Source organism: Gaetbulibacter sp. M240 (genome assembly GCF_043876815.1).
Lineage (GTDB): Bacteria > Bacteroidota > Bacteroidia > Flavobacteriales > Flavobacteriaceae > Gaetbulibacter_A.
Genome location: NZ_JBAWKA010000003.1, coordinates 402729 through 428400, shown reverse-complemented (window position 1 = coordinate 428400; position 25672 = coordinate 402729). Strand labels below are relative to the sequence as shown.

Sequence of the window (25672 nt, the reverse complement as noted above, 5' to 3'; positions counted from 1 at the left end):
TCCTAATTATTTGCTCATTGCAGATAACATACCGCCATATACACCATTTAATGATGATAAATTAGACGCCAAAGATTGCATTTGTTCTTTTAATTTAGCAGCATTTTCAATAGACTCCTCATTGATAGTAGCCTGCTTGTTGATGCTTTCTAACTGTACTTTGTATAAGCTGTTTAAAGACTCCATTTGAGCTGCGGCTAAAGATAATTCTTCACCGTACTTCTTGGAAGCTTCAATAGAATCAACTGTTGATGACATATTTTTAGCAGCACCTTCAAAATTTTTGATGCTGTCTCCCAAACTTGCCATAAGTTCACCGTCAATTTTCGCTTCTTTTAATAAATCATCTAATTTCTTAGATAAAAGACCTTCTGGAGATTCTTTCTTTTCTCTTTTAGTACCTTGTCCACCAGCTAATTCAGGATAAACTAAAGACCAATCTAGATCGTCGCTTACCGGTTCGAAAGCTGATAAAGCGAAAATAATTGCTTCAGTTACAAGACCAATGGTTAACATCACGTTACCTGTTAAGGGTCCAATTTCAAAATGAGTGATTTTAAATAATGCACCTACGATTACGATTGCTGCTCCTAATCCGTAAGCCATATTCATGAACTTCTTGTTTACTTTTGACTGTGCCATAATTTTGGTTTTTAAATAAGTAATCTAGTTACTTAGTAGGTTAATAGTATAATAATTGATTTGATAAATATTCATTGTTTTTATTTACTGCTCGTTACTTTAGTCCCCATGTAATCTTGAACAGTTCTAAATCCGATATAGCTTCGCGCTGAATCAGCATATTCGTAATCCCTGGTACTTACTTGTAAATAGTAAGCCACATCTTTCCATGATCCCCCACGTACTACTTTACGGGTATTATTTGGATCGTTTAAATTTGGATTGATCGTTGATGTAAATTCATATGATCCCGGATCGTAAGATGCATTTACCCATTCAGATACGTTACCAGCCATGTTATAAAGATTATAATCATTTGGCTCATAAGATTTCGCTTCTACAGTATAAAGTGCCTCGTCTGCCGCATAATCTCCACGAACAGGCTTAAAGTTTGCCATAAAGCAACCTCTGTCACTTTTCGTATAAGGACCACCCCAAGGGTAAGTTGCAGCTTCTAATCCGCCACGAGCAGCATATTCCCACTCGGCTTCAGAAGGTAATCTGAATCTATTCACTAACGCAGCACCTTTTCTGGATTTTTGATACGAGTTTTTATTGATTGTTCTCCATTCGCAAAAAGCTTTGGCTTGTTTCCAGGTAATTCCAACTACAGGATATTCACTGTAAGCATCATGCCAGAAATAATCGTTGTGCATCGGCTCATTATATGAGTAGGCAAAATCTCTGATCCACACTGTGGTATCCGGATAAACCTCAACTTCTTCTTTTCTAACAACATCTTTCCGAGCTATACCTCTATGTTTAGCTGCTTCCTGGATATCCATATAATTATACTGGAATTTGAATTTTTTCACATCCCAAGTACGCTGACCATTGTAGGATTCCTCCAAAGGTAAATACATGGTATCCATAACTTCAGTATAATACTCGTCTGGATAATCCTCAGTATCAAAAACTAAATCAATGTCTTTATTTAGCTTTCGTCCTTCGTATCCTGTTGGACCTAAACCAGTATAGTTTTCAAACATATACTTTTCGTAAACAGACATATTAGCGGTATCAGCATCTTTAAATGCATATTCACCAATACCTCCATCATCAGGTGTTTTTCCAACTTCGTCAGCAAGAATTGCTAATTTGGTTCTTAATATGGAATCTCTTACCCAATTTACAAATTGGCGGTATTCGCTATTTGTAATTTCGGTTTCATCCATATAAAAGGCTCTTACAGTAACTGTTTTTGATGTGGCATCTTGAATACCAGCCAGATCATCATCTGCTTTTCCCATTATAAAGGAACCACCAGGTATCAATTCCATACCATAAGGTTTTTCGGGGTGCCATTTCTTCCCTTGAACACCGACAAGTTCGCCCTTGTCTTTAGAGCCACAACTCATCATTAGTGTTAATGCCGTGGTTAATAATATAAACTTCTTCATATCCATAGAAAACTCGAGGTTAATTAGTTAAGTTTTAAATTTGAGAGCGTAAACATATTTATATATTTTCGAAAAAACAACTTTTTATCTAAAAAAATGACATTTCATCGTAAAAATTAGGCATTTCACCGATAAAAAGCGCCTTTTCATCTGTCCTAAATGCTAAAGGCTATTCTTCTGAATGGCCTTATACCACCGCTCAGGAACCTTGTTTTTACAGGCGTCCAGGTAATCTTGATGCATGCAAGGTAATAACGTGTGTCTTTTCAATTTATTATCGACCTCCGATAAAAAAGGAATTTCAATCCACCATCGGCCAGTTTTATTACTTTTATAAAATATGAGTTCCTGGTCGTCAACGAGTGTAATGAACTTTTGATAAGTTTTATCATCCGAAAAATCATCATCCTGAACTCTAAAATTTACACCCTCTATAAAATACCACAGCATTTGCCCTATCAACATCGCAGTTATGTCATCATCCTTAGACGCCTTGTATTCATAGATCCCAAAAGAGGATACTTTATTACTTATACCGGCATAACGCGCAATGGCACAAATTTCTTTCCCGGTTAAACCATTGGGTGAAAATTTTTGATTCAAACTCACTTCAGCACTTTTAACAGAACTTAGATCGACACTAACAATATTCGCATCACGCAGTACAGGCTCTACAATCGTAATATCTTTGGAAACTTCTCCTAATCGATACGATTCAAAATAAAGGCTATCCATAAGATCAATTTCTTCCTGAGCATTAAAATAGGTTTGATATCCTATTGTAGCATAATTAAATAGATTGTAGGGTTGGTCTAAAATAATTTTTCCGACAAAACTGGTATTTTTAATGGGCCTGTTGGAATCGCCCAGATCAAAGCGCGAATCGATATTCACAATATTGACCATCGGTGTCACCACATCATAGGCACGATAATTAGCATAAGTGAGATCTTGAGAACCACCTAATATTATTGGTATAATTGATTTCTTTAATAATAAGCTCACCGCCGTTTTTAAAGCAAAGTAGGTGTCTTCAACGGTCTCTCCCTTATGAAGATCTCCCAGATCGGCTACACTGGTATTCCAACTTCCTGGGTACAAAGCATAAAACGCCTTCCGGATGGTATCAAGTTGAAATTCTTCCCCAATGTAATTCAGGTCGTTTCTATTTTCCAGTACACCAATAATAGCTATTTGTACGTCGTCTAGATCGGGAAGTCCGTTTTGAGCCGAATGAATTTTAATTTTTTTACCTAGTGCCTGATTGGGCAGCAATTGGTTATGGGCCAAAACAGTGTCTGAAACAGGAGACAGAAAATTAAAGTCCATTTAAAAAGGTGATAATTTAAGAGTTCTTCAAAAACAAATATGCACAGAATAAACGAGTTTTCCTCTAGCATTAGTATAAAATAATCGGTGCAATTCACTTTTTTATGAAAAACCCATTATCTCATGCCTAAATTTACCTGTTAAATAAAAGGTTTATTTCTTTTTGGTCGTTTTTTTCTTTTTAGAAGCTTTCTTTTTCGGGGCCTTTGCTTCAATTAAGGCTTTAGCTTTTTCCAAAGTCATTTTTGAGACATCGACCGTTTTGGCTAATTCAACCTTAGTCTTACCTTTTATTATGTTATGTCTTCCCCAACGTGCTTTTTCAATACGAATGCCTTCTTCTTTCCAATCCTGAACGACCTTATCTTTTTCTTTTTGAATTTTATCTTCAATTAGTTCGACAATATCTTCATCAGATAAATCATCCCAATCATATTTTTTATTCACATTGATGAACATGTTGTTCCACTTTATATAAGGTCCGAAACGCCCTTTACCTTTTTGCACAGGCTTATCTTCATACATATATATAGGAGCATCTGCTTTTTGCTTTTCCTTAATAAGACCCATAGCCTCATCAAAATCCACACTTAAAGGGTCGGTGCCTTTTGGAAGGGATACAAAGTTTTTCCCAAAGCGCACATAAGGTCCATAACGCCCATTATTTACCTCAACGGTCTCATCTTCATAGGTTCCCAGTTTTTTTGGTAGTTTGAAAAGGTCCATAGCCTCTTCATAGGTTATAGTATTCAATTGCTGGTCCGGACTCAAACTTGCAAACTGTGGTTTTTCATCATCATCAACAGTTCCTATTTGTACCATAGGCCCAAATTTTCCTAAGCGCACACTCACCTGTTTACCGGTTTCAGGGTCTTTTCCTAAAACACGCTCTCCGGTTTCTCTATCAGCATTTTCCTTAACATCTTCCACTATGGGATGAAATCCTTTGTAGAAGTCCTTCATCATTTTTTTCCAATCCTCTTTACCTTCCGCTATATTATCAAAATCTTCTTCAACCTTAGCCGTAAAGTTATAATCCAAAATCGCATCAAAATGATTGACCAAAAAGTCGGTTACGATCATTCCAATATCTGTTGGTACCAGTTTTCCTTTATCAGAACCTACTTTTTCAGTCAGTGTTTTGGTTTTAACAAGGCCATTCTTTAAGGTCATTTGAACATAATCACGTTCTTCACCTTCTACACTACCCTTTTCAATATAATTTCGATTTTGAATCGTTGAAATGGTTGGCGCATATGTTGATGGACGACCAATACCTAATTCCTCCAATTTCTTTACTAGTGATGCTTCCGTGTAGCGAGCCGGCGGACGTGTATACCGCTGGGTAGCCGAAATGTAATTGTTCAACAAGGTTTCATTCACCTTCATTCCAGGTAACATACCTTCTTGTTCCACATCCTCATCATCGGTACCTTCTAAATACACTTTGAGAAAACCATCAAAAGTAATCACCTCACCATTGGCTGTAAAAGTTTCATTATGAGTGTTTGCAGAGATCTTCACATTGGTACGTTCCAACTCGGCTTCACTCATTTGCGATGCTATTGAACGTTTCCAGATCAAATCATATAAGCGTGCCTGATCTCTATCAATAGTTACAGATTGGGTTGCAAAATCTGTGGGTCGAATGGCTTCGTGAGCTTCCTGAGCTCCTTTCGATTTACCTTTATAATTACGCGGCTTGCTATATTCAGAACCAAAGGCCTTTTCAATCTCCTTTTTAGCACCCTTTCTGGCTTCATCCGATAAGTTTACACTATCTGTTCTCATATAAGTGATCAAACCTGCTTCATATAAGCGTTGTGCCATATTCATGGTTTTGCTCACTGAAAAATAAAGTTTTCTGGAAGCTTCCTGCTGTAAGGTTGACGTCGTAAATGGTGCTGCCGGTGATTTTTTAGCCGGCTTTTTTTGAAGATCAGAAACTTTAAAATTAGCCTGAGCATTTTTTTCTAAAAATTTCTCAGCGGCTTCTCTGGTAGCGAAATTCTTTGGCAATTTAGCCTTAAAGGTTTGCCCCTCTTCATTTGAAAATTCGGCATCGATACGATAGGATGCTTCAGCTTTGAATTCCTGAATTTCACGTTCCTTTTCAACAATCAATCGAACCGAAACCGATTGTACACGACCTGCCGACAAGCCTCCTTTTACCTTACGCCAGAGTACCGGTGATATTTCGTAACCCACGATACGGTCTAGAACACGACGTGCTTGCTGCGCATCTACCAGATCGTAATCGATTCCGCGAGGGTTTTCGATCGCTTTTTGAATTGCTGATTTGGTAATCTCATGAAAAACAATACGCCTGGTTTTATCTTTATCAAGATTTAAGGTTTCAAACAAATGCCAGGCGATAGCTTCTCCTTCCCGGTCTTCATCACTGGCCAACCACACAAATTCAGCTTTTTTGGCGAGATCTTTTAGTTTTTTAACAACCGCTTTTTTGTCTTTAGAGACTTCGTAAACCGGATTAAAATCACCTTCAACATCTACACCTAACTCCTTCGAGGGTAGGTCGGATATGTGTCCATAACTCGACTCCACTTTGAAATCTTTTCCTAAAAATTTCTCAATGGTTTTTGCTTTTGCGGGTGACTCTACGATTACTAAATTCTTCGCCATACTTCAATTTTTGTAGGTGCAAATGTATAGCAAAAAAAATTTATCTCCCTAATTTTGACTAGAATCTATAAAACCAACAAAAAGCAAAACCTGCTTTTTCCGTGGAAAAAGCAGGTTTTCTATTGAGGTAATTTTTTAAATTATTCTACCGGTGTGGTGCCTATTTCATCAATAAGTTCTGTGTTGTTAAAACCTACCACATGCTTGTAAATCAAATACACAGGATGGTAAGCAAAAGCGGCTGTAAAAAGGGTTCCTACGCCACATAATATAAATCCAACGATCTGAGACAGAAGGGATGAAATAAGGATTAATCCAAATCCGATCAACCATTTTTTAGTCCCAAGCTTAAAACTCAAGGACACTATTTCTGAAGCACTCAATTCAGGATTAAAAGCGAAGATCGCTGCAAAAAACGATATGGGCACAAAGAAATATATTAATGGTAAATAACAGAGCAATACTGATCCCGCAGATAACAATAAAGTTATTATTAATAAGGTAAATGCTTTTCCTAGGTATTTCCCCTTCACATAATAAAAGAAGTCGTTGGTACTAACCATTTCATCATGATCTAACTTTTTCATAATTCTGAAAAATCCGGCGTTTAAGGCTATTGAAACAGCACCTAGAACTAACACACAAACGATTACAACAGCAATGTACAATACCGACATTCCTGCGAAAAAATTAGAGAAGGCATCTTCATTAAAACCATTGTTTTCCTGTTGTGCAATTATAAGCCCTAATAAAGGGACGTATACCATAATTATTAATGGTATCATTACAAGAATGGTAAAAAGTTGGAGTAAAAAACCTTGTATCCAGGTTTTTTTAAACAGCTCGATGGCTTCATTAAAGATAATCCCAAAATCTAAAGCCTGTGCAGCCCTGATCTTTTCAGTAATTTGGTTCATTGTATTCATAGGTTTGTTATTTAGTTTGGGTCCCCAAATTACTTCTTTTCATTCAAAATATTGTTAATTATTATATTTTTAAACCTGCCACTTTGTCATAAAGTATAAATTAATTGTATCTTTGCACTCTTATTTAACCGAATGTGGTTTAATACTGACTATGGAAAAAATAATAGACGAAAAAAAACAAGGAGAAACGCTGGTCCTCGATCAAAAAAAAGGCAATACCAGAAAGCTTTTTATTGAGAGTTATGGCTGCGCCATGAACTTTAGTGATAGCGAGATTGTGGCTTCTATCCTGTTGGAACAAGGTTATAATACCACCAATACCTTAGAAGATGCTGATCTGGTTTTGGTGAATACATGCTCGATTAGAGATAAGGCCGAACAAACTGTTCGAAAGCGCCTTGAAAAATATAACGCAGTAAAACGCGACTCTAACCCACACATGAAAGTGGGAGTTTTAGGCTGTATGGCAGAGCGCCTAAAAACAAAATTTCTTGAAGAAGAAAAAATTGTTGATCTAGTGGTTGGACCAGATGCCTATAAAGATCTTCCCAACCTGCTCTCAGAGGTCGATGAAGGTCGTGAAGCCATCAATGTGATCCTTTCCAAAGAGGAAACTTATGGCGATATTGCTCCGGTACGGTTGAACACCAACGGTGTTACCGCCTTTGTATCGATCACACGAGGATGTGATAATATGTGCACCTTTTGTGTCGTGCCTTTCACCAGAGGCCGCGAACGCAGTAGAGATCCGCAAAGTATTGTTGAAGAAATTAACGATTTATGGGCTAAGGGTTATAAAGAGGTAACGCTATTAGGTCAAAATGTAGATAGTTATTTATGGTACGGTGGAGGTTTGAAAAAAGACTTTGAAAAAGCCAGCGACATTCAAAAAGCAACGGCCGTAAATTTCGCGAAGCTACTGGAATTATGCGCTCATGCACAGCCTAAAATGCGTATTCGCTTTTCAACATCCAATCCTCAGGATTTTACCATGGATGTGATCGAAACCATGTCGAAATACCAAAATATTTGCAATCATATTCATTTACCGGTACAAAGTGGTAGCGACCGTATTTTAAAAGCGATGAATCGTTTACACACTCGAGAAGAATATTTTGAAATTATCGACAATATTAGGAGCGTCCTACCAGACTGTGCTATTAGTCAGGATATGATTACCGGATTCCCAACAGAGACCGATCAGGATCATAAGGATACTTTGTCGTTAATGGAATATGTAAAATACGATTTTGGATATATGTTTGCTTATTCTGAACGCCCTGGAACTTTAGCTGAACGTAAATTGGAAGACGATATCCCGGAAGCTGTAAAAAAAGAACGTCTAAAAGAAATTGTAGCCCTACAGCAGGAGCACAGTGGCTACAGAACACGCCAGCATTTAAATACGGTTGTTGAAGTTTTGATCGAAAAAACCTCTAAAAAATCAGAGGCGCATTGGTCGGGCAGAACACCTCAAAACCTAATGGCTGTTTTTCCAAAAGAAAATTATAAGATAGGTGATTTTGTAAAGGTTCAGGTTACCGATTGTACCAGTGCCACACTTATTGGAAAAGCTATAGGATTAAGTGATAATAATTAAAAAAGTATCTTGGAGTCTATACAAACTATAAAACAACGTTTTGGCATTATCGGGAATACGCCCGCACTAAATCGTGCCATAGAAAAGGCCATTCAGGTGGCCCCTACCGATATCTCAGTTCTGGTTACAGGAGAAAGCGGTGTAGGGAAGGAAAGTATTCCTAAGATCATTCATCAATTATCACATAGAAAACACAATAAATACATCGCGGTAAACTGCGGTGCTATCCCGGAGGGGACTATTGATAGTGAGCTTTTTGGTCATGAAAAAGGTTCATTTACCGGAGCCACACAAACCCGTGCGGGTTATTTTGAGGTGGCTGATGGCGGAACGATTTTTCTAGATGAAGTTGGAGAACTCCCATTAACTACGCAGGTTCGTTTATTGCGTATTTTGGAAAATGGCGAATTTTTAAAAGTTGGTTCAAGTAAAGTTCAAAAAACAAATGTAAGGATCGTTGCCGCAACCAATATGAACATGTTGGAGGCCATCGAAAAAGAAAAATTTCGAGAGGATCTTTATTATCGTTTAAGTACCGTGGATATTCATTTACCGCCGCTACGCGAACGTAAAGCCGATATTTATCTCCTGTTCCGAAAATTTGCCAGTGATTTTGCTTTGCGTTACAAAATGCCCACCATCAAGCTTACAGATGATGCTGTAGCTGTCTTAGAAAAACACCGATGGAGTGGCAATATTCGGCAGTTAAGAAACATTGCGGAACAACTTTCCGTTTTAGAACAAGACAGAACCATTACAGCCGAAACCTTAAGTGGCTATTTACCTAAAGAATCCAATTTACCAGCCGTCGTAAAATCGACAAAATCTCAAAGCGATTTTAGTAGTGAACGTGAAATTCTGTATAAGGTGCTTTTTGACATGAAAAGTGATCTGAACGATCTAAAAAAGCTCACTTTAGAACTTATGAAATCCGGAAATTCCGCAGATGTAGAAAAAGATCATGAAGGCCTGATCCAGAAAATATACGGGGAAAATGAAAGTGACGCTGAGTTTGAAGAAGCTGCTGAAAATATGGAAGTCCTTTCTATACCAGAAAAAACAGAACACCAGGAAGAGACTAAAGACAAGTATCATTTTGCAGAAGAAATCGAAGAGGAAGAAACTTTATCACTACAGGATAAGGAACTGGAATTAATTAAGAAATCGCTTGAACGTCACAACGGAAAACGTAAATTAGCCGCTGCTGAATTAGGCATCAGCGAACGTACCTTGTATCGAAAGATCAAACAATACGACCTATAACAAAACAAAAACGAGCGCGTTATAATTCTTGCGAAAGCAGAAAAACACATGAAAAAATATTTTAAGCACTTTTTAATTTTAAGTCTAAGTTTTAGTTTTATAAGCTGTGGCATATACTCGTTCACAGGGGCTTCTATTCCTGCTGATGTAAAGACCTATCAGGTAAATTATTTCGAAAATTCAGCACTTCTGGTAGAGCCCGGATTGAATATCGATTTTAGAATTGCTTTACAGGATCTTATTCAAAATCAAACCAATTTGAGTTTAGTAACCTCTAATGGTGATTTGGTTTATGAAGGCGAAATTACCGATTACCGGATCTCACCAACCACGGCAACTTCGGATAACCGTGCGGCCCAAAACCGATTGACCATAGCTGTAAAGCTGCGCTTTTTTAATAAAAAGAATCCCGATGACGATATGGAACAAACCTTTTCGTTCTTTTACGATTTCCCGGGAAGCGCACAGCTTTTAGGTGCTCAAAAAACAACGGCTCATGAAGAAATATTTGAGCGTTTAACACAGGATATCTTTAATGCCACCTTGGCAAAATGGTAAAAATATTTAGAGATTTTAGAGCCTACTTAGATCGCGTTTTAGAATTAAATAAGTACTTTTGATTTGATCCAATGAACCCGAAAGATTTTACATATTTAATGCAGTTTCCAGAAAGCATAACGCATCAGCATACTGAAGCGGTAAAATCGATTATTGACGAATTTCCCTATTTTCAATCAGCACGAGCCATCTATCTAAAAGGATTAAAGAATGAAAGTAGTTTCAAATACAATAAGGAACTAAAAACAACGGCAGTATATACGACAGATCGAAGCATTTTATTTGATTTCATTACCTCTGACCATTTCAATCAAAATAAAATTTCTCAATATATCAAACAAAACAGCCCGCATTTAAAACAAATTGAGGTTGATGTTGAAGATATTTCTGTAAATAAAAGCGTGATCATTGATAATGCCTTGAAACAGCAAATCAAAGAGTCTGCGGCTATTTTAGACCCGGGATTATTTGAGCCCAAAGAAGCACGAGCTCGGAAAGCATTTGCTCTAGATGAAAGTGAAAGCATAAAAGAAGTTACTGAGCCCAAGGAAATGGAACCGGCTTCGCCTGAAGAAATCTTAAAACTTGGTAAACCCCTGCAATTTGATAAAAGTGAATCGCATTCGTTTAACGAATGGCTAAAGCTTACCAGTTTTAAACCTATAAAACGCGAGAAGGATAAGGTTACAGAAGTGACACAAGATCAACTGGAGCGCACTAAGAAGTTTGAGCTGATCGATAAGTTCATTTCAGAAAATCCAAAAATAACGCCTTCAAAAAACACACCTACAAAAAAGAATTTAGCGAAAGCACAAATGATACAACCTGAAGCCTTGATGACCGAGACTTTAGCACGTATTTATGTGGAGCAAAAAAACTATAAAAAAGCGATTCAATCTTATAAGATTTTAAGTTTGAAATATCCAGAAAAAAGTAGTTTCTTTGCAAACCAAATTAAAGCGGTAGAACAATTACAAGAACAAAACAATAAAGACTAATGAGTACGTTTACAATATTTTTGGTATTAATTGTGGTGGTAGCCTTTTTACTCGTTGTAGTAATTATGGTGCAAAACCCTAAAGGTGGAGGATTATCCTCATCCTTCGGTGGTGGTGGTACACAGCAGTTAGGCGGGGTAAAAAAGACCTCAGACTTTTTAGATAAAAGTACCTGGACCTTAGCAACCTTATTATTAGCATTAATTTTACTATCTAATCTTGCTATTAACAACGGAACACAAGAACTGGATTCAAAGGCTTTGGATCAGGATGCTACAACGAATCAACCTTTACCAAACGCCCCTGCTAATACAACTGACAATGCGGCGACACCAATTGATTCGACCCAATAGAATCAAGACAAAACTTAAAAAAAATGCCAGGCTTTACCCTGGCATTTTTTTATTCCTGCAAGTTTGTCAGTACCCTGTTATTGGCACATTTTTAGCATTAGTCCTACCTGTTAACATTAATCTGAAAAAATAAAAATAAATAACAAATGGCATTAAACATTAAACCATTAGCAGATAGAGTTCTAGTAGAACCTGCTGCAGCTGAGACCAAAACAGCTTCAGGAATCATTATTCCGGATAACGCTAAAGAAAAACCTCAAAAAGGTACCGTTGTGGCTGCCGGACCAGGCACCAAAGACGACCCTATTACTGTAAAAGTTGGCGACAATGTTTTATATGGAAAATATGCCGGAACTGAACTAAAATTAGAAGGTACGGATTATTTAATGATGCGTGAGAGTGATATTCTTGCGATTATTTAAAATCGAATCTTTTCCGCTTTGCGGAACATAAAAACAAAAATCAACTAAAAACTTTAATCAATTTCCGCACTAGCGGAAACGACTAAAAAACAAATAAAAATGGCAAAAGACATTCAATTTGATATAGAAGCACGCGACGGTATTAAACGTGGTGTGGATGCATTAGCAAATGCAGTAAAAGTAACTTTAGGTCCAAAGGGGCGTAACGTAATTATTAGTAAAAGTTTTGGTGCACCACAGGTAACTAAAGATGGTGTAACAGTGGCAAAAGAAATAGAGTTAGAGAATGCGCTTGAAAATATGGGTGCACAGATGGTAAAAGAAGTGGCCTCGAAAACCAACGATCTGGCTGGTGATGGTACAACAACTGCGACTGTTTTAGCACAGGCTATTGTAAAGGAAGGTTTGAAGAACGTTGCTGCCGGAGCAAATCCAATGGATCTTAAACGAGGTATAGATAAAGCCGTAGAAGCTATTGTCCATGACTTGGATAAACAAGCTAAAAAAGTAGGCAACTCATCAGAAATGATTAAGCAAGTTGCTGCAATCTCTGCAAACAACGACGATACTATTGGTGAATTGATCGCCAGAGCCTTTGAAAAGGTAGGTAAAGAAGGTGTGATTACTGTAGAGGAAGCAAAAGGACTTGAAACTTATGTTGACGTTGTAGAAGGTATGCAGTTCGACCGTGGTTACCTTTCTCCTTACTTTGTTACCAATTCAGATAAAATGATCGCGGATCTTGAAAATCCATACATCCTGATCTTTGATAAAAAGATCTCAAACTTACAAGAAATCCTTCCAATCCTTGAGCCCGTAGCACAATCGGGTAGACCATTATTAATTATTGCTGAAGATGTTGACGGACAAGCCTTAGCGACTTTAGTAGTAAATAAATTACGGGGTGGCTTAAAGATTGCTGCCGTTAAAGCTCCTGGTTTTGGTGACAGACGTAAAGCAATGTTGGAAGATATTGCTATCCTTACTGGCGGAACCGTAATTTCTGAAGAGCGCGGATTTACTTTAGAAAATGCTGATCTAAGTATGTTAGGAACCGCTGAAACAGTGACCGTAGATAAAGATAATACGACGATTGTAAACGGTTCTGGAAATGCAGACGATATCAAAGCCCGAGTAAATCAGATTAAGGCTCAGATCGAAACAACAACTAGCGATTACGATAAAGAAAAACTTCAAGAACGTCTGGCAAAATTAGCCGGTGGTGTCGCTGTTCTTTACGTTGGTGCTGCGAGTGAAGTAGAAATGAAAGAGAAAAAAGACCGTGTAGATGATGCCTTACATGCAACCAGAGCTGCTGTTGAAGAAGGCATTGTTGCCGGTGGTGGTGTAGCCCTTGTAAGAGCTAAAGCCGTATTAGAAAAATTAGCTACTGATAATTTAGACCAAACAACGGGTGTACAGATCGTAAACAAAGCGATTGAATCGCCATTACGTACCATCGTAGAAAACGCTGGCGGTGAAGGTTCTGTAGTTATTAATAAAGTACTGGAAGGTAAAAAGGATTTTGGTTATGATGCAAAATCAGAGGCCTATGTAGATATGCTAAAAGCAGGAATTATCGATCCTAAAAAAGTGACACGTATCGCTCTTGAGAATGCGGCGTCTGTTGCAGGAATGATCCTCACTACGGAATGTGCACTAATTGATATTAAAGAAGATAATGAAGGTGGTCATCCTTCAATGGGTGGTGGCATGCCGGGCATGATGTAAAAGTCACGCTTATAAATTGTAAAAGAACGTCTCATTTTATGAGGCGTTTTTTGTTTTATATTAAACTAATTTTGATGTTGATTAAACCTTTTGCTAATTAAGAGGTCTTAATTTTATAGTGTAAGTAAAATTAATCTTCGAATTCGTTTTCAAATTCCTTTTTATGTTAAAGCTACTAAGCTTTTTTTTTATTATTTCTTGTCAGATTTCCCTAAGCCAAACTACCATTACAGGAAAATTACTTGATCCTCAAAACCAACCGGTTGAATTAGCCTCAATCGTTCTATTAAGCGTTAAAGATTCTACGGTTGTAAACTACACTATTACTGATAAATACGGAGCTTTTAAGATTATTGAAAACAAAAAAGGAACTTTTTTACTTCAAGCATCTTCTATGGGTTATAAAACAGTCTACAAAACTGTAAACTTAAAAGGAAGCACTCTCGATTTAAAAAATATCAAGTTTGAAGAAGACATGAATAAGCTCGATGCTGTTACAATCTCAGCCGTAATCCCGATTCAGATCAAAAAAGATACGGTAGCATACAGTGCCAGCGCCTTTAAAGTGCATTCTGATGATAATCTGGAGTCATTGTTGGGCAAACTCCCTGGAGTTGAAATAGATTCTGAAGGAAACATTACAGCTCAGGGTAATGAAGTACGCCGGATATTTATAGATGGCAAGGAAGTTTTTAGCGGTGATCCATCTATTGTATTGAAAAATTTATCGGCAGATGTTATTTCGAAGGTAGAAGTCATTGATAAAAAAAGTGATGAGTCAGAACTTACAGGAATTGATGATGGCAACAAAGAGGTCGTAATCAATTTAACTTTAAAATCAGGTCAAAAAAACAAAGGCTTCGGAAAAATAGCGGGAGGTTCTGGATTAGATGATAAATATTTTATTAATACCAATTATAATCGCTTCAGTAGTAAAACCCAGCTTTCAGTTATAGGCAAATTCAATAATATAAACATTACGGGGTCAAACATCAGCAGTTTTTTAGAAAATGCAAATGGTATTTCAGACGATTCTGACGACCAAACATCTGACAATGCCATCAATCCGAATAGTTTAACCGGGTTTTTAACTACAAGGGTGGCAGGAATCAATATAGGTCAGGAGTTTAGAGAGAAAGAGTTTTTAAATGCGAATTATTTCTATAATCATTCCAATAATTACGGAATGACATTCAGCAAAAGAATCAATTTTGCCGCAAACAATAATTTTATTCTAAATGCAGACAACAATTTTAATAATACTACCGACAATCACAATTTAAACTACAACTACGAAAGTAAGCACAATAAGACCCATACTATAAAAGTGAGTGGTGGCCTTACTTCGGATAACAGAACCAACCTTTTAGACAAAAAAGTTCGATTTATTGATGAAAGTGGTACACTTTCCAGAATCAATGCCATTGAACTTAGCAGAAAAAATAAAAATGTTTCAGGATCATTCAATATAGATTACTTTAAACGCCTAACAAAATCAGGTCGTAGTTTTGTAACCGGAATTAAATCTTCCATTTTAGAAAAAAACTTCATTAACGATCAAAACAATATCATAACTAGAAATGTCGACAAGACGAATGAATCTCAAAAAGAACAACTGACATTTAGAGATGAAAAGGAAAAGAACAAACAATTAAAACTTTATTTCAATTTTTCAGAACCTTTGTGGAAGGGTCACCAATTAAAATTACTGAGCTCAGCCAGTACCGAGGTCAATAACGAAGATGGTGTTCAAAAACGAATTACTGTTAGCGATCAAAATATTGAAGAAACCCTCTTGTTTAAATTTAACAACATTCAACGCAGTTATGATACTGGTTTGCTTTACAATTTCCGAACTCCAAAATGGTTTATTTCCTCCGGAGTTAACTTCCAGGACCTGAATAGGATTTTTGGAACTGAGGATGTTTCCCCAATAGTTAAAAACCAGTTTTATGTAAATCCGACGGTATTGTTTCAATTTAAACCTAAACAAGGAACCAAACACCGATTACTTTTCAAACGAATTATAAGGAGTCCCAGATCGCGCCAGATTACTACAGTAGTTAATAATTTAAATCCCTTTTCTATCCGAACCGGTAATCCCGATTTAAAAACTGAAAAAATCAGTCAAGTTATCTTGAGCAATATCATTCACGATTTTAAATCATCCCTAAGTTTTCATTCAAGAATACAATTTCAATTCATAGATGATGCTATCAATTCGAATGTTGTTATAAACGATTTTGTGCGAACACACTCGTTTATAAACAGTGGACAAAATAAACTTCTAAGAACAACATTAAGCTTCAGTAAAAAAATAAAGTCATTAGGAATTCGTTATACATTAAAAAATAAAAATCTATTTAGAACATCCAATACATTAATAAACAATGAACTAAACGATGTTATCACTCAGGATTTCGCCTTTAATTTTTGGTTTGAAAACACTAACAAACGGAACCTCGATTTAAAAACCGGACTTTCCTTTGATACCAACCAAACTTCCTTCTCATTGGTTGATGATTTGAACCGCACTTTCCAAAGACAGGATTATTATACTTCCTTTGATTACGACATTTCTGAAAAATTTAATTTCAATAGTCAACTAAATTATATCATTTTTACAGATAATAAATTCAGTCCTGATGAAAAATTACCTCTCTGGAATGCGGCTTTATCATATACATTTTCAGAGAATAACAATCAGTTAATAAAACTAGTATTAATAGATCTTTTAAATCAAAATATCGATATATACAGACGGAGTACAGTTAACTATTTCGAAGAAAATACCACGCCAAGTTTAGGACGTTATGTTATATTAAGCTATACCTACCGTTTAGGAAATAATCAATCTTCATCAAAAAAAGGATAAAAAACTAGGTCTTTTTAAATACTTTTGTTCCTTAAATTTATTGTCATGATTTTTGATACTTTGAAACCACAGGTAAAGACCATTATTTCCAATAATACTTTAAACAAAGACACACGTTTATTCCAGGTATGTCAGTTACTGGAAGCCCATGTTAACTATTACAATTGGGTAGGGTTTTATTTTAAGAACGGCGATAAGAACGAACTGAAATTAGGTCCCTATGTAGGAGCACCTACAGATCACACGATTATTCCGTTCGGAAAAGGTATTTGTGGACAGGTCGCGGTGAGCAATAAAAATTTTGTGGTACCCGATGTCACCGCACAAGACAATTATATAGCCTGTAGTATTACTGTAAAAGCTGAAATTGTGATCCCTATTTTTGTAAACGGTGAAAATGTGGGTCAGATTGATATCGATTCCAATACTCCAGACCCTTTCACTGAGGCTGACGAACGCTTTTTAGAGTTCGTGTGTGCTGAAGTTGCCGGAATTTTATAGTTGTTAACAACTTTCGGGTTTCGTTGAAAAATCATCTCGATTTTCAATTAGCTACACTCTCTTTTTCTAAAGTAAATAAGTACTTTTGCATATCATGCTCTGGCGCGATAATTATTTTTAAAAGACTAATAGAACACAACCCAAAATGAGTAACAATAAAACCATTTCATCAGCCTTAATTTCAGTATTTAGTAAAAACGGATTAGGCCCCATCGTAAAAAAACTACACGAACAAGGTGTCACGATTTATTCAACAGGCGGCACTGAAAAGTTTATAAAAGAAATGGATATCCCGGTTGTTCCCGTGGAAGACGTTACCTCCTATCCTTCTATTTTGGGCGGCCGCGTTAAAACCCTTCATCCGAAAGTTTTTGGAGGGATTTTAAACAGACAAAATCATGATGGTGATGTAGCAGAATTAGCGGAATATAACATTCCCCAGATCGATTTGGTGATCGTAGATTTATACCCATTCGAAAACACGGTAGCTTCGGGTGCAAGTCATCAGGATATTATTGAAAAGATTGATATCGGAGGGATTTCACTGATCCGTGCTGCAGCTAAAAATTATGCTGATGTGATGTGTGTGGCTACAGTTGAAGATTATCCTGGAATTTTAGAACTTCTAACCGAAAAAAATGGCGTGACCTCTGAAGAAGATCGTAAGCGTTTTGCAGCTAATGCCTTCAATGTGTCATCACATTATGATACGGCAATTTTCAATTACTTCAATACGACCGAAAACGCCTCTGTTCTGAAGTTAAGTGAACCAAACGGCAAGACCTTGCGCTATGGGGAAAACCCGCATCAAAAGGGTGTGTTCTATGGTGATTTTGATGCCATGTTCGATAAACTTCACGGTAAAGAATTGAGCTACAATAATTTGTTAGACGTGGATGCCGCGGTTAATTTGATGAACGAATTTAAAGGTGAGGCACCAACATTCGCTATTTTAAAACACAATAATGCTTGCGGATTAGCTCAACGCGATAGTATCCATAAGGCATACGTTGATGCCCTTGCAGGAGATCCTGTTTCAGCATTCGGCGGAATTTTAATTAGTAACACCGAGATTGATAAAGCGACTGCTGAAGAAATTCACAAACTTTTCTGCGAGGTGGTAATCGCACCTTCGTATTCTGAAGAAGCTTTAGAAATATTAAAAGGGAAGAAAAACAGAATTCTATTGATCCTAAAAGACATTGAATTACCAAAAACAACCTTAAGAACTTGTTTGAATGGTACGCTTGTTCAGGATAAGGATTTGGTTACAGATTCTAAAACGGATCTAAAAAATGCAACCAAGGTAGAGCCAACAGAAGCCCAAATTGAAGACCTGTTATTCGCTTCAAAAATTTGTAAGCACACCAAATCGAATACGATTGTGCTAGTGAAAGACAAACAACTTTGTGCTAGCGGAACGGGGCAAACCAGTCGTGTGGATGCTTTAAATCAGGCCATTCATAAAGCCCTATCTTTTAAATTCGACCTAAACGGATCAGCTATGGCTAGTGATGCCTTCTTCCCGTTTCCGGATTGTGTAGAAATTGCTGATAAAGCTGGAATTACTTCAGTCATTCAACCGGGTGGTTCTATAAAAGATCAGTTAAGTATCGACTATTGTAATGATCATGGCGTGGCGATGGTTATGACAGGAACCCGACACTTCAAACACTAAAATTCAGTCACAGATTTAATCGCAGAAAACATCTAATAATAGATAAACTGCGTATAAGAACAAGAGACAAAAAATCATTATAATTTTGAGCCTTCGAATACCGAAATTTTTGAGTAAGTTTTATTACATTTACGAGATTCGTTTTTAAACCAATAAAAAGCATTTATAGCCCATGGGATTTTTTGACTTCCTAACTGAGGAAATTGCCATAGATTTAGGTACAGCCAACACATTAATCATTCATAACGACAAAGTAGTAGTTGATTCCCCATCTATCGTGGCTCGGGACCGGGTTTCCGGAAAAATCATTGCTGTTGGACAAGAAGCTAGTCTCATGCAGGGTAAAACGCACGAGAATATTAAAACCATAAGACCCTTAAAAGATGGAGTGATTGCTGATTTTGATGCCTCTGAGCAGATGATCAGTATGTTTATAAAAAATATTCCGGCGCTTAAAAAACGTTTCTTCTCTCCTGCCCTTCGGATGGTTATTTGTATTCCTTCCGGTATTACAGAGGTTGAGATGCGTGCCGTAAAGGAAAGTGCTGAACGCGTTAATGGAAAAGAGGTGTATTTGATTCACGAGCCGATGGCTGCTGCTATTGGTATTGGTGTGGATATTATGCAGCCAAAAGGAAATATGGTTGTTGATATTGGTGGTGGTACTACTGAAATTGCTGTGATTGCTTTGGGCGGTATTGTTTGTGATAAATCCGTCAAAATTGCGGGTGATGTATTTACTAACGACATCGTGTATTACATGCGTACCCAACATAACTTATATGTAGGTGAACGGACCGCGGAAAAAATTAAGATCCAAATTGGAGCAGCTACCGAAGATCTCGAATTACCACCTGAGGACATGAGTGTTCAGGGGCGTGATCTCTTAACTGGAAAGCCAAAGCAAGTTTCAATTTCTTACCGTGAAATTGCCAAAGCTTTGGATAAATCCATTTTACGTATCGAAGACGCCGTTATGGAAACTCTAGGGCAAACACCACCGGAGTTAGCTGCCGATATTTATAATACAGGTATTTACTTAGCTGGTGGCGGTTCGATGCTTCGCGGTTTAGACAAACGCCTGTCGCAAAAAACAGATCTACCGGTTTATATCGCTGAGGATCCACTTCGTGCCGTAGTTAGAGGTACAGGAATAACGCTTAAAAACATACCTAAATACAAAAGCGTATTGATAAAATAGAAATCCTGAAATAGCTCATGCAACAAATTATTAATTTTATAATAAGAAACAAAAACTTCTTGTTGTTCTTGTTGCTGTTTTTAATTTCTCTGGTATTTACCATTCAATCCCACGACTTTCATAAAAGTAAATTTATAAACTCGGCTAATTTTATTTCGGGTGGTTTGTTGAATACCACAAACAATATCTCGCAGTATTTTCATTTGAAATCGCAAAATGAACTACTCGTTGAAGAAAACAAGGAATTAAAATCCATGCTCTTCAATTCTCAAATAACTCCCGATTCTGTATTTACTGATTCAAGTAGATTTGATCAGAAATATAAATTTACCAGCGCTAATATTATAAGAAATAATTACGCGGCTACCGATAATTTTTTATTACTTAATAAGGGTAAAAAAGACAGTATAAAAGAAGATCTTGGGGTAATTTCGTCTAAAGGAATCATTGGCATTATAGACCATACCAGTAAACACTATGCCACGGTGATCTCAATTTTGAATACCTCAAGTAGAATTAGTGCTAAACTCAAAAAATCCAACCATTTTGGAACGCTAATCTGGAACGGCAAAAACCCGAATATCGTTCAACTTTTTGATGTTGAAAAAATAGCTCCTGTGCGCATTGGAGACACTATTGTAACCTCTGGCCGCTCCATAATTTTTCCTAAAGGTGTAAATATTGGATATATTTCAGATTTTAAACTCGACGCAGCAGAAAACTTTTATGAAATTCAGGTTAATCTATTCAATGACATGACCAACCTGGAACATGTTTATATCATTGAAAATAAAGATGCCCCAGAAATTAAGGCCCTTTTAAATAACGAGGACAATTAATGACCACACTGATACCAATCAATACAATCCGGTTTATAGTGCTTTTATTGGCTCAGGTAATCTTATTTAACCATGTCAATTTTTTGGGTTACATTAATCCATATGTCTATATATTATTCATTGCTTTCTATCCCGTAAAAAGCAATCGGATTTTATTTATGTTAGCGAGCTTTTTTATTGGAGTATGCGTTGATATGTTTTTGGATTCAGGTGGAATACATGCCGCATCTTCAGTAACGATTGCCTATGCTCGACCCGTTATTTTAAAATTCGCCTTTGGTGTGATGTATGAAAATCAAAAAATAAAGTTCAATGCCCTCGATTTAGGATCGAAACTCGTTTATATTAGCCTTTTGGTTTTGATCCATCATTTTGTATTATTCTATTTAGAAATTTTTAGCATATCCAAAATACTATTCGTACTCAAAAAAACGTTATTTTCAGGAATTTTCACTATTTTCTTAAGTATCATTTTTACCGTTATTTTTAGTAGGAGAAATTAATATGAGACAGTTTTTACTTTTCATATCCATTTTATTTACAGGTGTGCTTTTTATTTCAAGGCTATTTTACCTGCAAGTCTACACGTCTAATGATGAAAATCTATTTGAAGACAATGCTATTAGGAAAGTTTATGATTATCCAAAACGAGGTTTTGTATACGACCGTAACGGCAGGTTATTAGTTTCCAACCAGCCTTCTTATGATGTCATGGTTATTCCCAGAGAGGTAAGAGAATTTGATATTCAGGAATTTTGTGCATTGCTGAAAATAGACAGAGACACTTATGATAAAAAACTGAATAGAGCCACAAATTATTCACCTCGACTGCCTTCCGTATTTATATCCCATCTGTCTAAAGAAGATTATGCCGTATTGCAGGAGAAAATGCGAAAATTTGAAGGGTTTTATATCCAGAAACGTTCCCTGAGAAGTTATGAGACTTCCATAGGGGCTAATGTTTTGGGCGATATTGGAGAGGTAAATCGAACGAATATTGAAAAAGACCCCTATTATAAGATGGGTGATTTAATTGGCAAACAAGGCATTGAAGCTTCATATGAAGAAGTTTTACGTGGAGAAAAAGGTATAAAGTTCATTCAAAAAGATCGTTTTAATAGAAATATTGGTCCTTACAAAGAAGGTAAATTCGATACGATTCCCGTTCAGGGAAAGGATATCACTATAACTATAGATGCTAAATTACAAGCTTACGGTGAATTACTAATGCAAAATAAGCGAGGCGGGATTATTGCTATTGAACCATCAACCGGAGAAATTTTAACCATGGTTTCAGCCCCAACTTACGACCCTAACACTTTAGTGGGTCGTGAACGTTCTAAAAATTTTACCAAACTGTACAATGACTCCATCGCAAAACCACTTTTCGATCGAAGCTTGCAAGCCCAATATCCACCAGGGTCTCCTTTTAAAGTCCTAAATGCTCTTATTGGCTTACAGGAAAACGTCATCACTCCCAGAGACCAGTTTACTTGCAGGCATGGGTACTATTACGGCAGTAAAAAATTAATGGGTTGCCATGCACACGCTCCTGTTGTTAACATGAACAAAGGAATATACGAATCTTGCAATGCATATTTTGCAAATGTATATCGCAGAATTGTAGAAAAATACGATAAGCCGTCCAAAGGTTTGAATGCATGGAGCGAGCATTTAAGAAGTTTTGGACTTGGTGATTACTTGGGCTACGATTTAAATGTAGGGCGTCCGGGACGTATTCCTGATGGCGATTTCTATAACCGATGGTATGGGGAAAATCGCTGGGCATCAACCTTTAACTTATCCAATGCCATAGGCCAGGGTGAAGTTGAAACAACCCCCGTTCAATTGGCAAATATGGCTGCAGCTATAGCAAATAGAGGTTATTTTTATACGCCTCATATTATCAAGTCAATTGAGGATGAAAGTATCGATTCAAAATATACAACACCAAATTACACTACCATTGATAAAGAAAATTTTGAACCTGTCATAGAGGGAATGTTCGATGTTTATAACAAAGGAACGGCCAAGTATATTCAGGTAAATGGTATTGAAATTTGCGGTAAAACAGGAACTGCCGAAAATTTTGTTAACGTTGATGGTAAAAAAACCCAATTAACAGATCATTCTATTTTCGTGGCCTTTGCGCCAAAAGACAACCCTAAGATCGCGTTGGCTGTTTTTGTCGAAAATGGATACTGGGGAAGTCGGTATGCGGGAAAAATTGCTAGCTTGATTATTGAAAAATATCTTAGGGGAACCATTACAAGAACCGATTTGGAAAAATGGATTTTAGACCATACTCTGGAAAACGAATATAAAAAACCCTATTCCGGAGAGCCTTTCAAAATTAATGCAGATTCGGAATTTTACTCTGTTTCGCCGGAAGAACTTGAGCAATTAAACGCACGACTAGACGCCATAAATAATTTTGAGTCTGAAGTTAAAGTCCTAAATTAATGTACAGAGAAACCAATAAACATTATAAATTCGACTGGATCACAATAATCCTGTTTTTCATGCTGGTTGGTTTTGGATGGGTTAATATTTTATCGGCCTCCCACACAGGAGATACAATTGATTATTTCGATTTAGAACACTCTTATAGTAAACAACTTATTTTTATTTTTTTCACTATTGGGCTTATCATTATTTTGCTGTCTATTGAAGCTAAATTCTATGAGCGTTTTTCTAGTGTGATCTATATTATTTCCATGATCTCATTAGTGGGTTTATTCTTATTTGGTAAAAACGTGAACGGTGCAACCTCCTGGTATGCTATTGGCGGTTTAACAATTCAACCCAGTGAATTTGCGAAAGTTGCAACCTCACTAGCCATTGCAAAGCACATCAGTGATTTGAATACGAATATTAAAAATTTCAAAGATCAAATACAAGCCTTCCTCATCATAACGGTTCCTGCTGTTTTAGTATTACTCCAGAATGATACAGGAAGTACAGTTGTTTACGCAGCCTTCTTTTTTGTTTTATATCGTGAGGGTCTACCAAAGTATTATTTGGTCATCGGGGTATTTCTCATTCTAATTTCCATTTTTGCCTTAAAATTCGGGGCTATTTTCACTTCCATAGTAGGGAGTATCATCATTCTTCTAGCCTATTATTTAAATAGAAAAAAAGCGGTATTCGCAAAAAGCCTGCTATACATAATAGTCACCGTTTTGGTGGCCTCTGGCGTTAGGTTCTTTTACCAGAATATACTGAAGCCGCACCAACAAGATCGTATAAGTTTATGGCTTCGTTTGGAAAAAGATCCTGAAGAATTACAACGTATGAAGCAAACGTTTGCATATAATTTAAATGAATCGGAAAAAGCCATAAGTTCTGGAGGGTTTTCCGGGAAAGGTTTTATGGAGGGCACTCGAACCACAGGAAAATTTGTACCGGAACAACATACCGATTATATATTTAGTACTGTTGGCGAAGAATGGGGTTTTCTTGGAAGTGCAGGCGTAGTTATCCTTTTTGTATTGCTGTTATTACGCATCCTCCATCTGGCAGAACTTCAGAAATCTCAATTTAGCAGGGTCTATGGTTACGGTGTCGCAGCAATAATCTTTATTCATTTTCTTATTAACATAGGGATGGTAATGGGCATCATTCCAACTATAGGGATTCCGTTACCGCTTTTTAGTTACGGTGGTTCCGGTCTTTGGGCCTTTACTATATTAATATTTATTTTTATTAAATTAGATTCAAACAGAATTAATGAATGGTAGGCTTTAAAAGCCTCTTAATACGCATTTATTCACATGAAAAACATTTTACTTTTTCTTTTTGTCGGTTCTTTGTTAATGAGCTGTGGCTCAAAAAAAGGGATTTCCTCAAACGGATTTTCAAAAGCACAAACCACACTTATCATGAATGCCGATTACCTTACCCCGATGCGCGTATTTAAAATTACCAGTAAAAGCGATTCCATCCTGTTACGAACGAAAAGTGAGGCTGTAAAAGTTTTACCAAATGATCCGGTTTTGAAAAATTTTGTGAACCGTTTGTATGCTACGGTAAGAGATAGCATGTCTTTAGGCTTGGGTATTGCGGCACCTCAGGTTGGAATTCTCAAAAATATTATTTGGGTCCAGCGTTTAGATAAGAATGATATGCCTTTTGAAGTATATCTAAATCCCAAAATCGTTGAGTATTCCAAGGAGAAGCAAACAGCACGAGAAGGGTGTCTTTCGATCCCGAACAGGAGAGCAGTTTTAGAAAACAGAGCCGAAAAAATTGTAGTAACTTACGATACCATGGAAGGTACACAACGCACAGAAACGGTTGAAGGATTTACCTCGGTAATCTTCCAACATGAAGTCGATCACCTGAATGGTATATTATATCTCGACCACCTGAATAAAGAAATAAAAGATGCCAAAAAATAAACGCCTTATATTTTTTCTGATAATGGCCGGCACTTTACTAGCCATTCCTTACATCGCCATGCAATTTTCCTCGGAAGTAGCCTGGACCAGATTCGACTTTATAATTGCCGGTGTATTTCTGTTTGTTTTGGTTTTTCTGGCAGAACTTATTTTACGGAACATAAGCCTTAAAAAATACCGCTATTTATTACTAGCGGCTCTTATTTTTATATTTTTATTGATCTGGCTAGAGCTATCTGTTGGAATTTTCAACACGCCCTTTGCAGGAAGTTAA

At 36.8% G+C, this 25672-nt stretch carries 22 protein-coding genes; 17 read left to right on the top strand and 5 right to left on the bottom strand.

All coding sequences use genetic code 11. The features are described 5' to 3' along the window. Positions 1-6: 6 nt before the first annotated feature. The 5 genes from gldL to V8G61_RS11040 all read right to left on the bottom strand — a co-directional run bounded on the left by gldL (position 7) and on the right by V8G61_RS11040 (position 6979). A complete protein-coding gene (gene gldL, locus V8G61_RS11060) occupies positions 7-642 on the bottom strand; it encodes a gliding motility protein GldL (protein ID WP_394875738.1) in 636 nt (211 codons plus the stop codon). Positions 643-722: 80 nt separating this feature from the next. Continuing rightward, positions 723-2087: a gliding motility lipoprotein GldK gene (gene gldK, locus V8G61_RS11055; protein WP_394875737.1), complete on the bottom strand. Its 1365-nt coding sequence runs from the start codon at positions 2085-2087 to the stop codon at positions 723-725. A 156-nt stretch (positions 2088-2243) separates the two neighbouring features. After that, positions 2244-3410 carry a formimidoylglutamase gene (locus V8G61_RS11050; RefSeq protein ID WP_394875736.1) on the bottom strand — a complete coding sequence of 389 codons (1167 nt, stop codon included), beginning with the start codon at positions 3408-3410 and terminating at the stop codon, positions 2244-2246. Positions 3411-3563: 153 nt separating this feature from the next. After that, complete coding sequence (gene topA / locus V8G61_RS11045) at positions 3564-6053, bottom strand: type I DNA topoisomerase (protein ID WP_394875735.1); 2490 nt, start codon at positions 6051-6053, stop codon at positions 3564-3566. 140 nt (positions 6054-6193) lie between these two features. Beyond that, the gene (locus V8G61_RS11040; protein WP_394875734.1) at positions 6194-6979 is read right to left on the bottom strand and encodes a hypothetical protein; all 786 of its coding nucleotides are present in this window, start codon (positions 6977-6979) and stop codon (positions 6194-6196) included. A 151-nt stretch (positions 6980-7130) separates the two neighbouring features. Here V8G61_RS11040 and miaB point away from each other — a divergent pair, with 151 nt between their 5' ends. From miaB to V8G61_RS10955, 17 genes are all read left to right on the top strand, one after another. Next, positions 7131-8579, top strand: a complete 1449-nt coding sequence (miaB, locus tag V8G61_RS11035) for a tRNA (N6-isopentenyl adenosine(37)-C2)-methylthiotransferase MiaB (protein ID WP_394875733.1) — start codon at positions 7131-7133, stop codon at positions 8577-8579. 9 nt (positions 8580-8588) lie between these two features. Then, entirely contained in the window at positions 8589-9842 is a 1254-nt protein-coding gene (locus V8G61_RS11030) for a sigma-54 interaction domain-containing protein (RefSeq protein ID WP_394875731.1), read from the top strand. Positions 9843-9890: 48 nt separating this feature from the next. Next, the gene (lptE, locus tag V8G61_RS11025; protein WP_394875730.1) at positions 9891-10400 is read left to right on the top strand and encodes an LPS assembly lipoprotein LptE; all 510 of its coding nucleotides are present in this window, start codon (positions 9891-9893) and stop codon (positions 10398-10400) included. Positions 10401-10471: 71 nt separating this feature from the next. Beyond that, a complete protein-coding gene (locus V8G61_RS11020) occupies positions 10472-11398 on the top strand; it encodes a hypothetical protein (protein WP_394875728.1) in 927 nt (308 codons plus the stop codon). After that, entirely contained in the window at positions 11398-11751 is a 354-nt protein-coding gene (gene secG, locus V8G61_RS11015) for a preprotein translocase subunit SecG (protein ID WP_394875727.1), read from the top strand. The genes V8G61_RS11020 and secG overlap by 1 nt, the downstream gene beginning before the upstream one ends. Positions 11752-11897: 146 nt before the next feature. Further along, positions 11898-12173, top strand: coding sequence for a co-chaperone GroES (groES, locus tag V8G61_RS11010; RefSeq protein WP_394875726.1), 276 nt, complete (start codon positions 11898-11900; stop codon positions 12171-12173). Positions 12174-12272: 99 nt separating this feature from the next. Beyond that, positions 12273-13904: a chaperonin GroEL gene (gene groL, locus V8G61_RS11005; protein WP_394875724.1), complete on the top strand. Its 1632-nt coding sequence runs from the start codon at positions 12273-12275 to the stop codon at positions 13902-13904. A 163-nt stretch (positions 13905-14067) separates the two neighbouring features. Continuing rightward, complete coding sequence (locus V8G61_RS11000) at positions 14068-16779, top strand: outer membrane beta-barrel protein (protein WP_394875723.1); 2712 nt, start codon at positions 14068-14070, stop codon at positions 16777-16779. A 45-nt stretch (positions 16780-16824) separates the two neighbouring features. Continuing rightward, the gene (locus V8G61_RS10995; RefSeq protein ID WP_394875722.1) at positions 16825-17280 is read left to right on the top strand and encodes a GAF domain-containing protein; all 456 of its coding nucleotides are present in this window, start codon (positions 16825-16827) and stop codon (positions 17278-17280) included. 145 nt (positions 17281-17425) lie between these two features. Further along, on the top strand, positions 17426-18958 hold the full coding sequence (purH, locus tag V8G61_RS10990) for a bifunctional phosphoribosylaminoimidazolecarboxamide formyltransferase/IMP cyclohydrolase (protein ID WP_394875721.1): 1533 nt from the start codon (positions 17426-17428) through the stop codon (positions 18956-18958). A gap of 172 nt (positions 18959-19130) precedes the next feature. Then, positions 19131-20159 (top strand): rod shape-determining protein, encoded by a 1029-nt coding sequence (locus tag V8G61_RS10985; protein ID WP_394875720.1) that lies wholly within the window; start codon positions 19131-19133, stop codon positions 20157-20159. 17 nt (positions 20160-20176) lie between these two features. Beyond that, a complete protein-coding gene (gene mreC, locus V8G61_RS10980) occupies positions 20177-20998 on the top strand; it encodes a rod shape-determining protein MreC (RefSeq protein WP_394875719.1) in 822 nt (273 codons plus the stop codon). Next, positions 20998-21501 (top strand): rod shape-determining protein MreD, encoded by a 504-nt coding sequence (locus V8G61_RS10975; protein ID WP_394875717.1) that lies wholly within the window; start codon positions 20998-21000, stop codon positions 21499-21501. The genes mreC and V8G61_RS10975 overlap by 1 nt, the downstream gene beginning before the upstream one ends. 1 nt (position 21502) lies before the next feature. Beyond that, positions 21503-23461, top strand: coding sequence for a penicillin-binding protein 2 (mrdA, locus tag V8G61_RS10970; protein WP_394875716.1), 1959 nt, complete (start codon positions 21503-21505; stop codon positions 23459-23461). Further along, complete coding sequence (rodA, locus tag V8G61_RS10965) at positions 23461-24738, top strand: rod shape-determining protein RodA (protein WP_394875715.1); 1278 nt, start codon at positions 23461-23463, stop codon at positions 24736-24738. Before mrdA ends, rodA begins: the two co-directional genes overlap by 1 nt. A gap of 33 nt (positions 24739-24771) precedes the next feature. Then, positions 24772-25398 (top strand): peptide deformylase, encoded by a 627-nt coding sequence (def, locus tag V8G61_RS10960; RefSeq protein ID WP_394875714.1) that lies wholly within the window; start codon positions 24772-24774, stop codon positions 25396-25398. Beyond that, positions 25385-25672 (top strand): hypothetical protein, encoded by a 288-nt coding sequence (locus tag V8G61_RS10955; protein WP_394875713.1) that lies wholly within the window; start codon positions 25385-25387, stop codon positions 25670-25672. Before def ends, V8G61_RS10955 begins: the two co-directional genes overlap by 14 nt.

Coding starts and splice junctions, on each gene's coding strand:
- miaB (WP_394875733.1), top strand. CDS start 7,131: ATGGAAAAAATAATAGACGAAAAAAAACAAGGAGAAACGCTGGTCCTC.
- V8G61_RS11020 (WP_394875728.1), top strand. CDS start 10,472: ATGAACCCGAAAGATTTTACATATTTAATGCAGTTTCCAGAAAGCATA.
- V8G61_RS10975 (WP_394875717.1), top strand. CDS start 20,998: ATGACCACACTGATACCAATCAATACAATCCGGTTTATAGTGCTTTTA.
- groL (WP_394875724.1), top strand. CDS start 12,273: ATGGCAAAAGACATTCAATTTGATATAGAAGCACGCGACGGTATTAAA.
- rodA (WP_394875715.1), top strand. CDS start 23,461: ATGTACAGAGAAACCAATAAACATTATAAATTCGACTGGATCACAATA.
- def (WP_394875714.1), top strand. CDS start 24,772: ATGAAAAACATTTTACTTTTTCTTTTTGTCGGTTCTTTGTTAATGAGC.
- V8G61_RS10955 (WP_394875713.1), top strand. CDS start 25,385: ATGCCAAAAAATAAACGCCTTATATTTTTTCTGATAATGGCCGGCACT.
- gldL (WP_394875738.1), bottom strand. CDS start 642: ATGGCACAGTCAAAAGTAAACAAGAAGTTCATGAATATGGCTTACGGA.
- mrdA (WP_394875716.1), top strand. CDS start 21,503: ATGAGACAGTTTTTACTTTTCATATCCATTTTATTTACAGGTGTGCTT.
- gldK (WP_394875737.1), bottom strand. CDS start 2,087: ATGGATATGAAGAAGTTTATATTATTAACCACGGCATTAACACTAATG.
- V8G61_RS11000 (WP_394875723.1), top strand. CDS start 14,068: ATGTTAAAGCTACTAAGCTTTTTTTTTATTATTTCTTGTCAGATTTCC.
- V8G61_RS11050 (WP_394875736.1), bottom strand. CDS start 3,410: ATGGACTTTAATTTTCTGTCTCCTGTTTCAGACACTGTTTTGGCCCAT.
- V8G61_RS10995 (WP_394875722.1), top strand. CDS start 16,825: ATGATTTTTGATACTTTGAAACCACAGGTAAAGACCATTATTTCCAAT.
- mreC (WP_394875719.1), top strand. CDS start 20,177: ATGCAACAAATTATTAATTTTATAATAAGAAACAAAAACTTCTTGTTG.
- V8G61_RS11040 (WP_394875734.1), bottom strand. CDS start 6,979: ATGAATACAATGAACCAAATTACTGAAAAGATCAGGGCTGCACAGGCT.
- groES (WP_394875726.1), top strand. CDS start 11,898: ATGGCATTAAACATTAAACCATTAGCAGATAGAGTTCTAGTAGAACCT.
- V8G61_RS10985 (WP_394875720.1), top strand. CDS start 19,131: ATGGGATTTTTTGACTTCCTAACTGAGGAAATTGCCATAGATTTAGGT.
- lptE (WP_394875730.1), top strand. CDS start 9,891: ATGAAAAAATATTTTAAGCACTTTTTAATTTTAAGTCTAAGTTTTAGT.
- topA (WP_394875735.1), bottom strand. CDS start 6,053: ATGGCGAAGAATTTAGTAATCGTAGAGTCACCCGCAAAAGCAAAAACC.
- secG (WP_394875727.1), top strand. CDS start 11,398: ATGAGTACGTTTACAATATTTTTGGTATTAATTGTGGTGGTAGCCTTT.
- purH (WP_394875721.1), top strand. CDS start 17,426: ATGAGTAACAATAAAACCATTTCATCAGCCTTAATTTCAGTATTTAGT.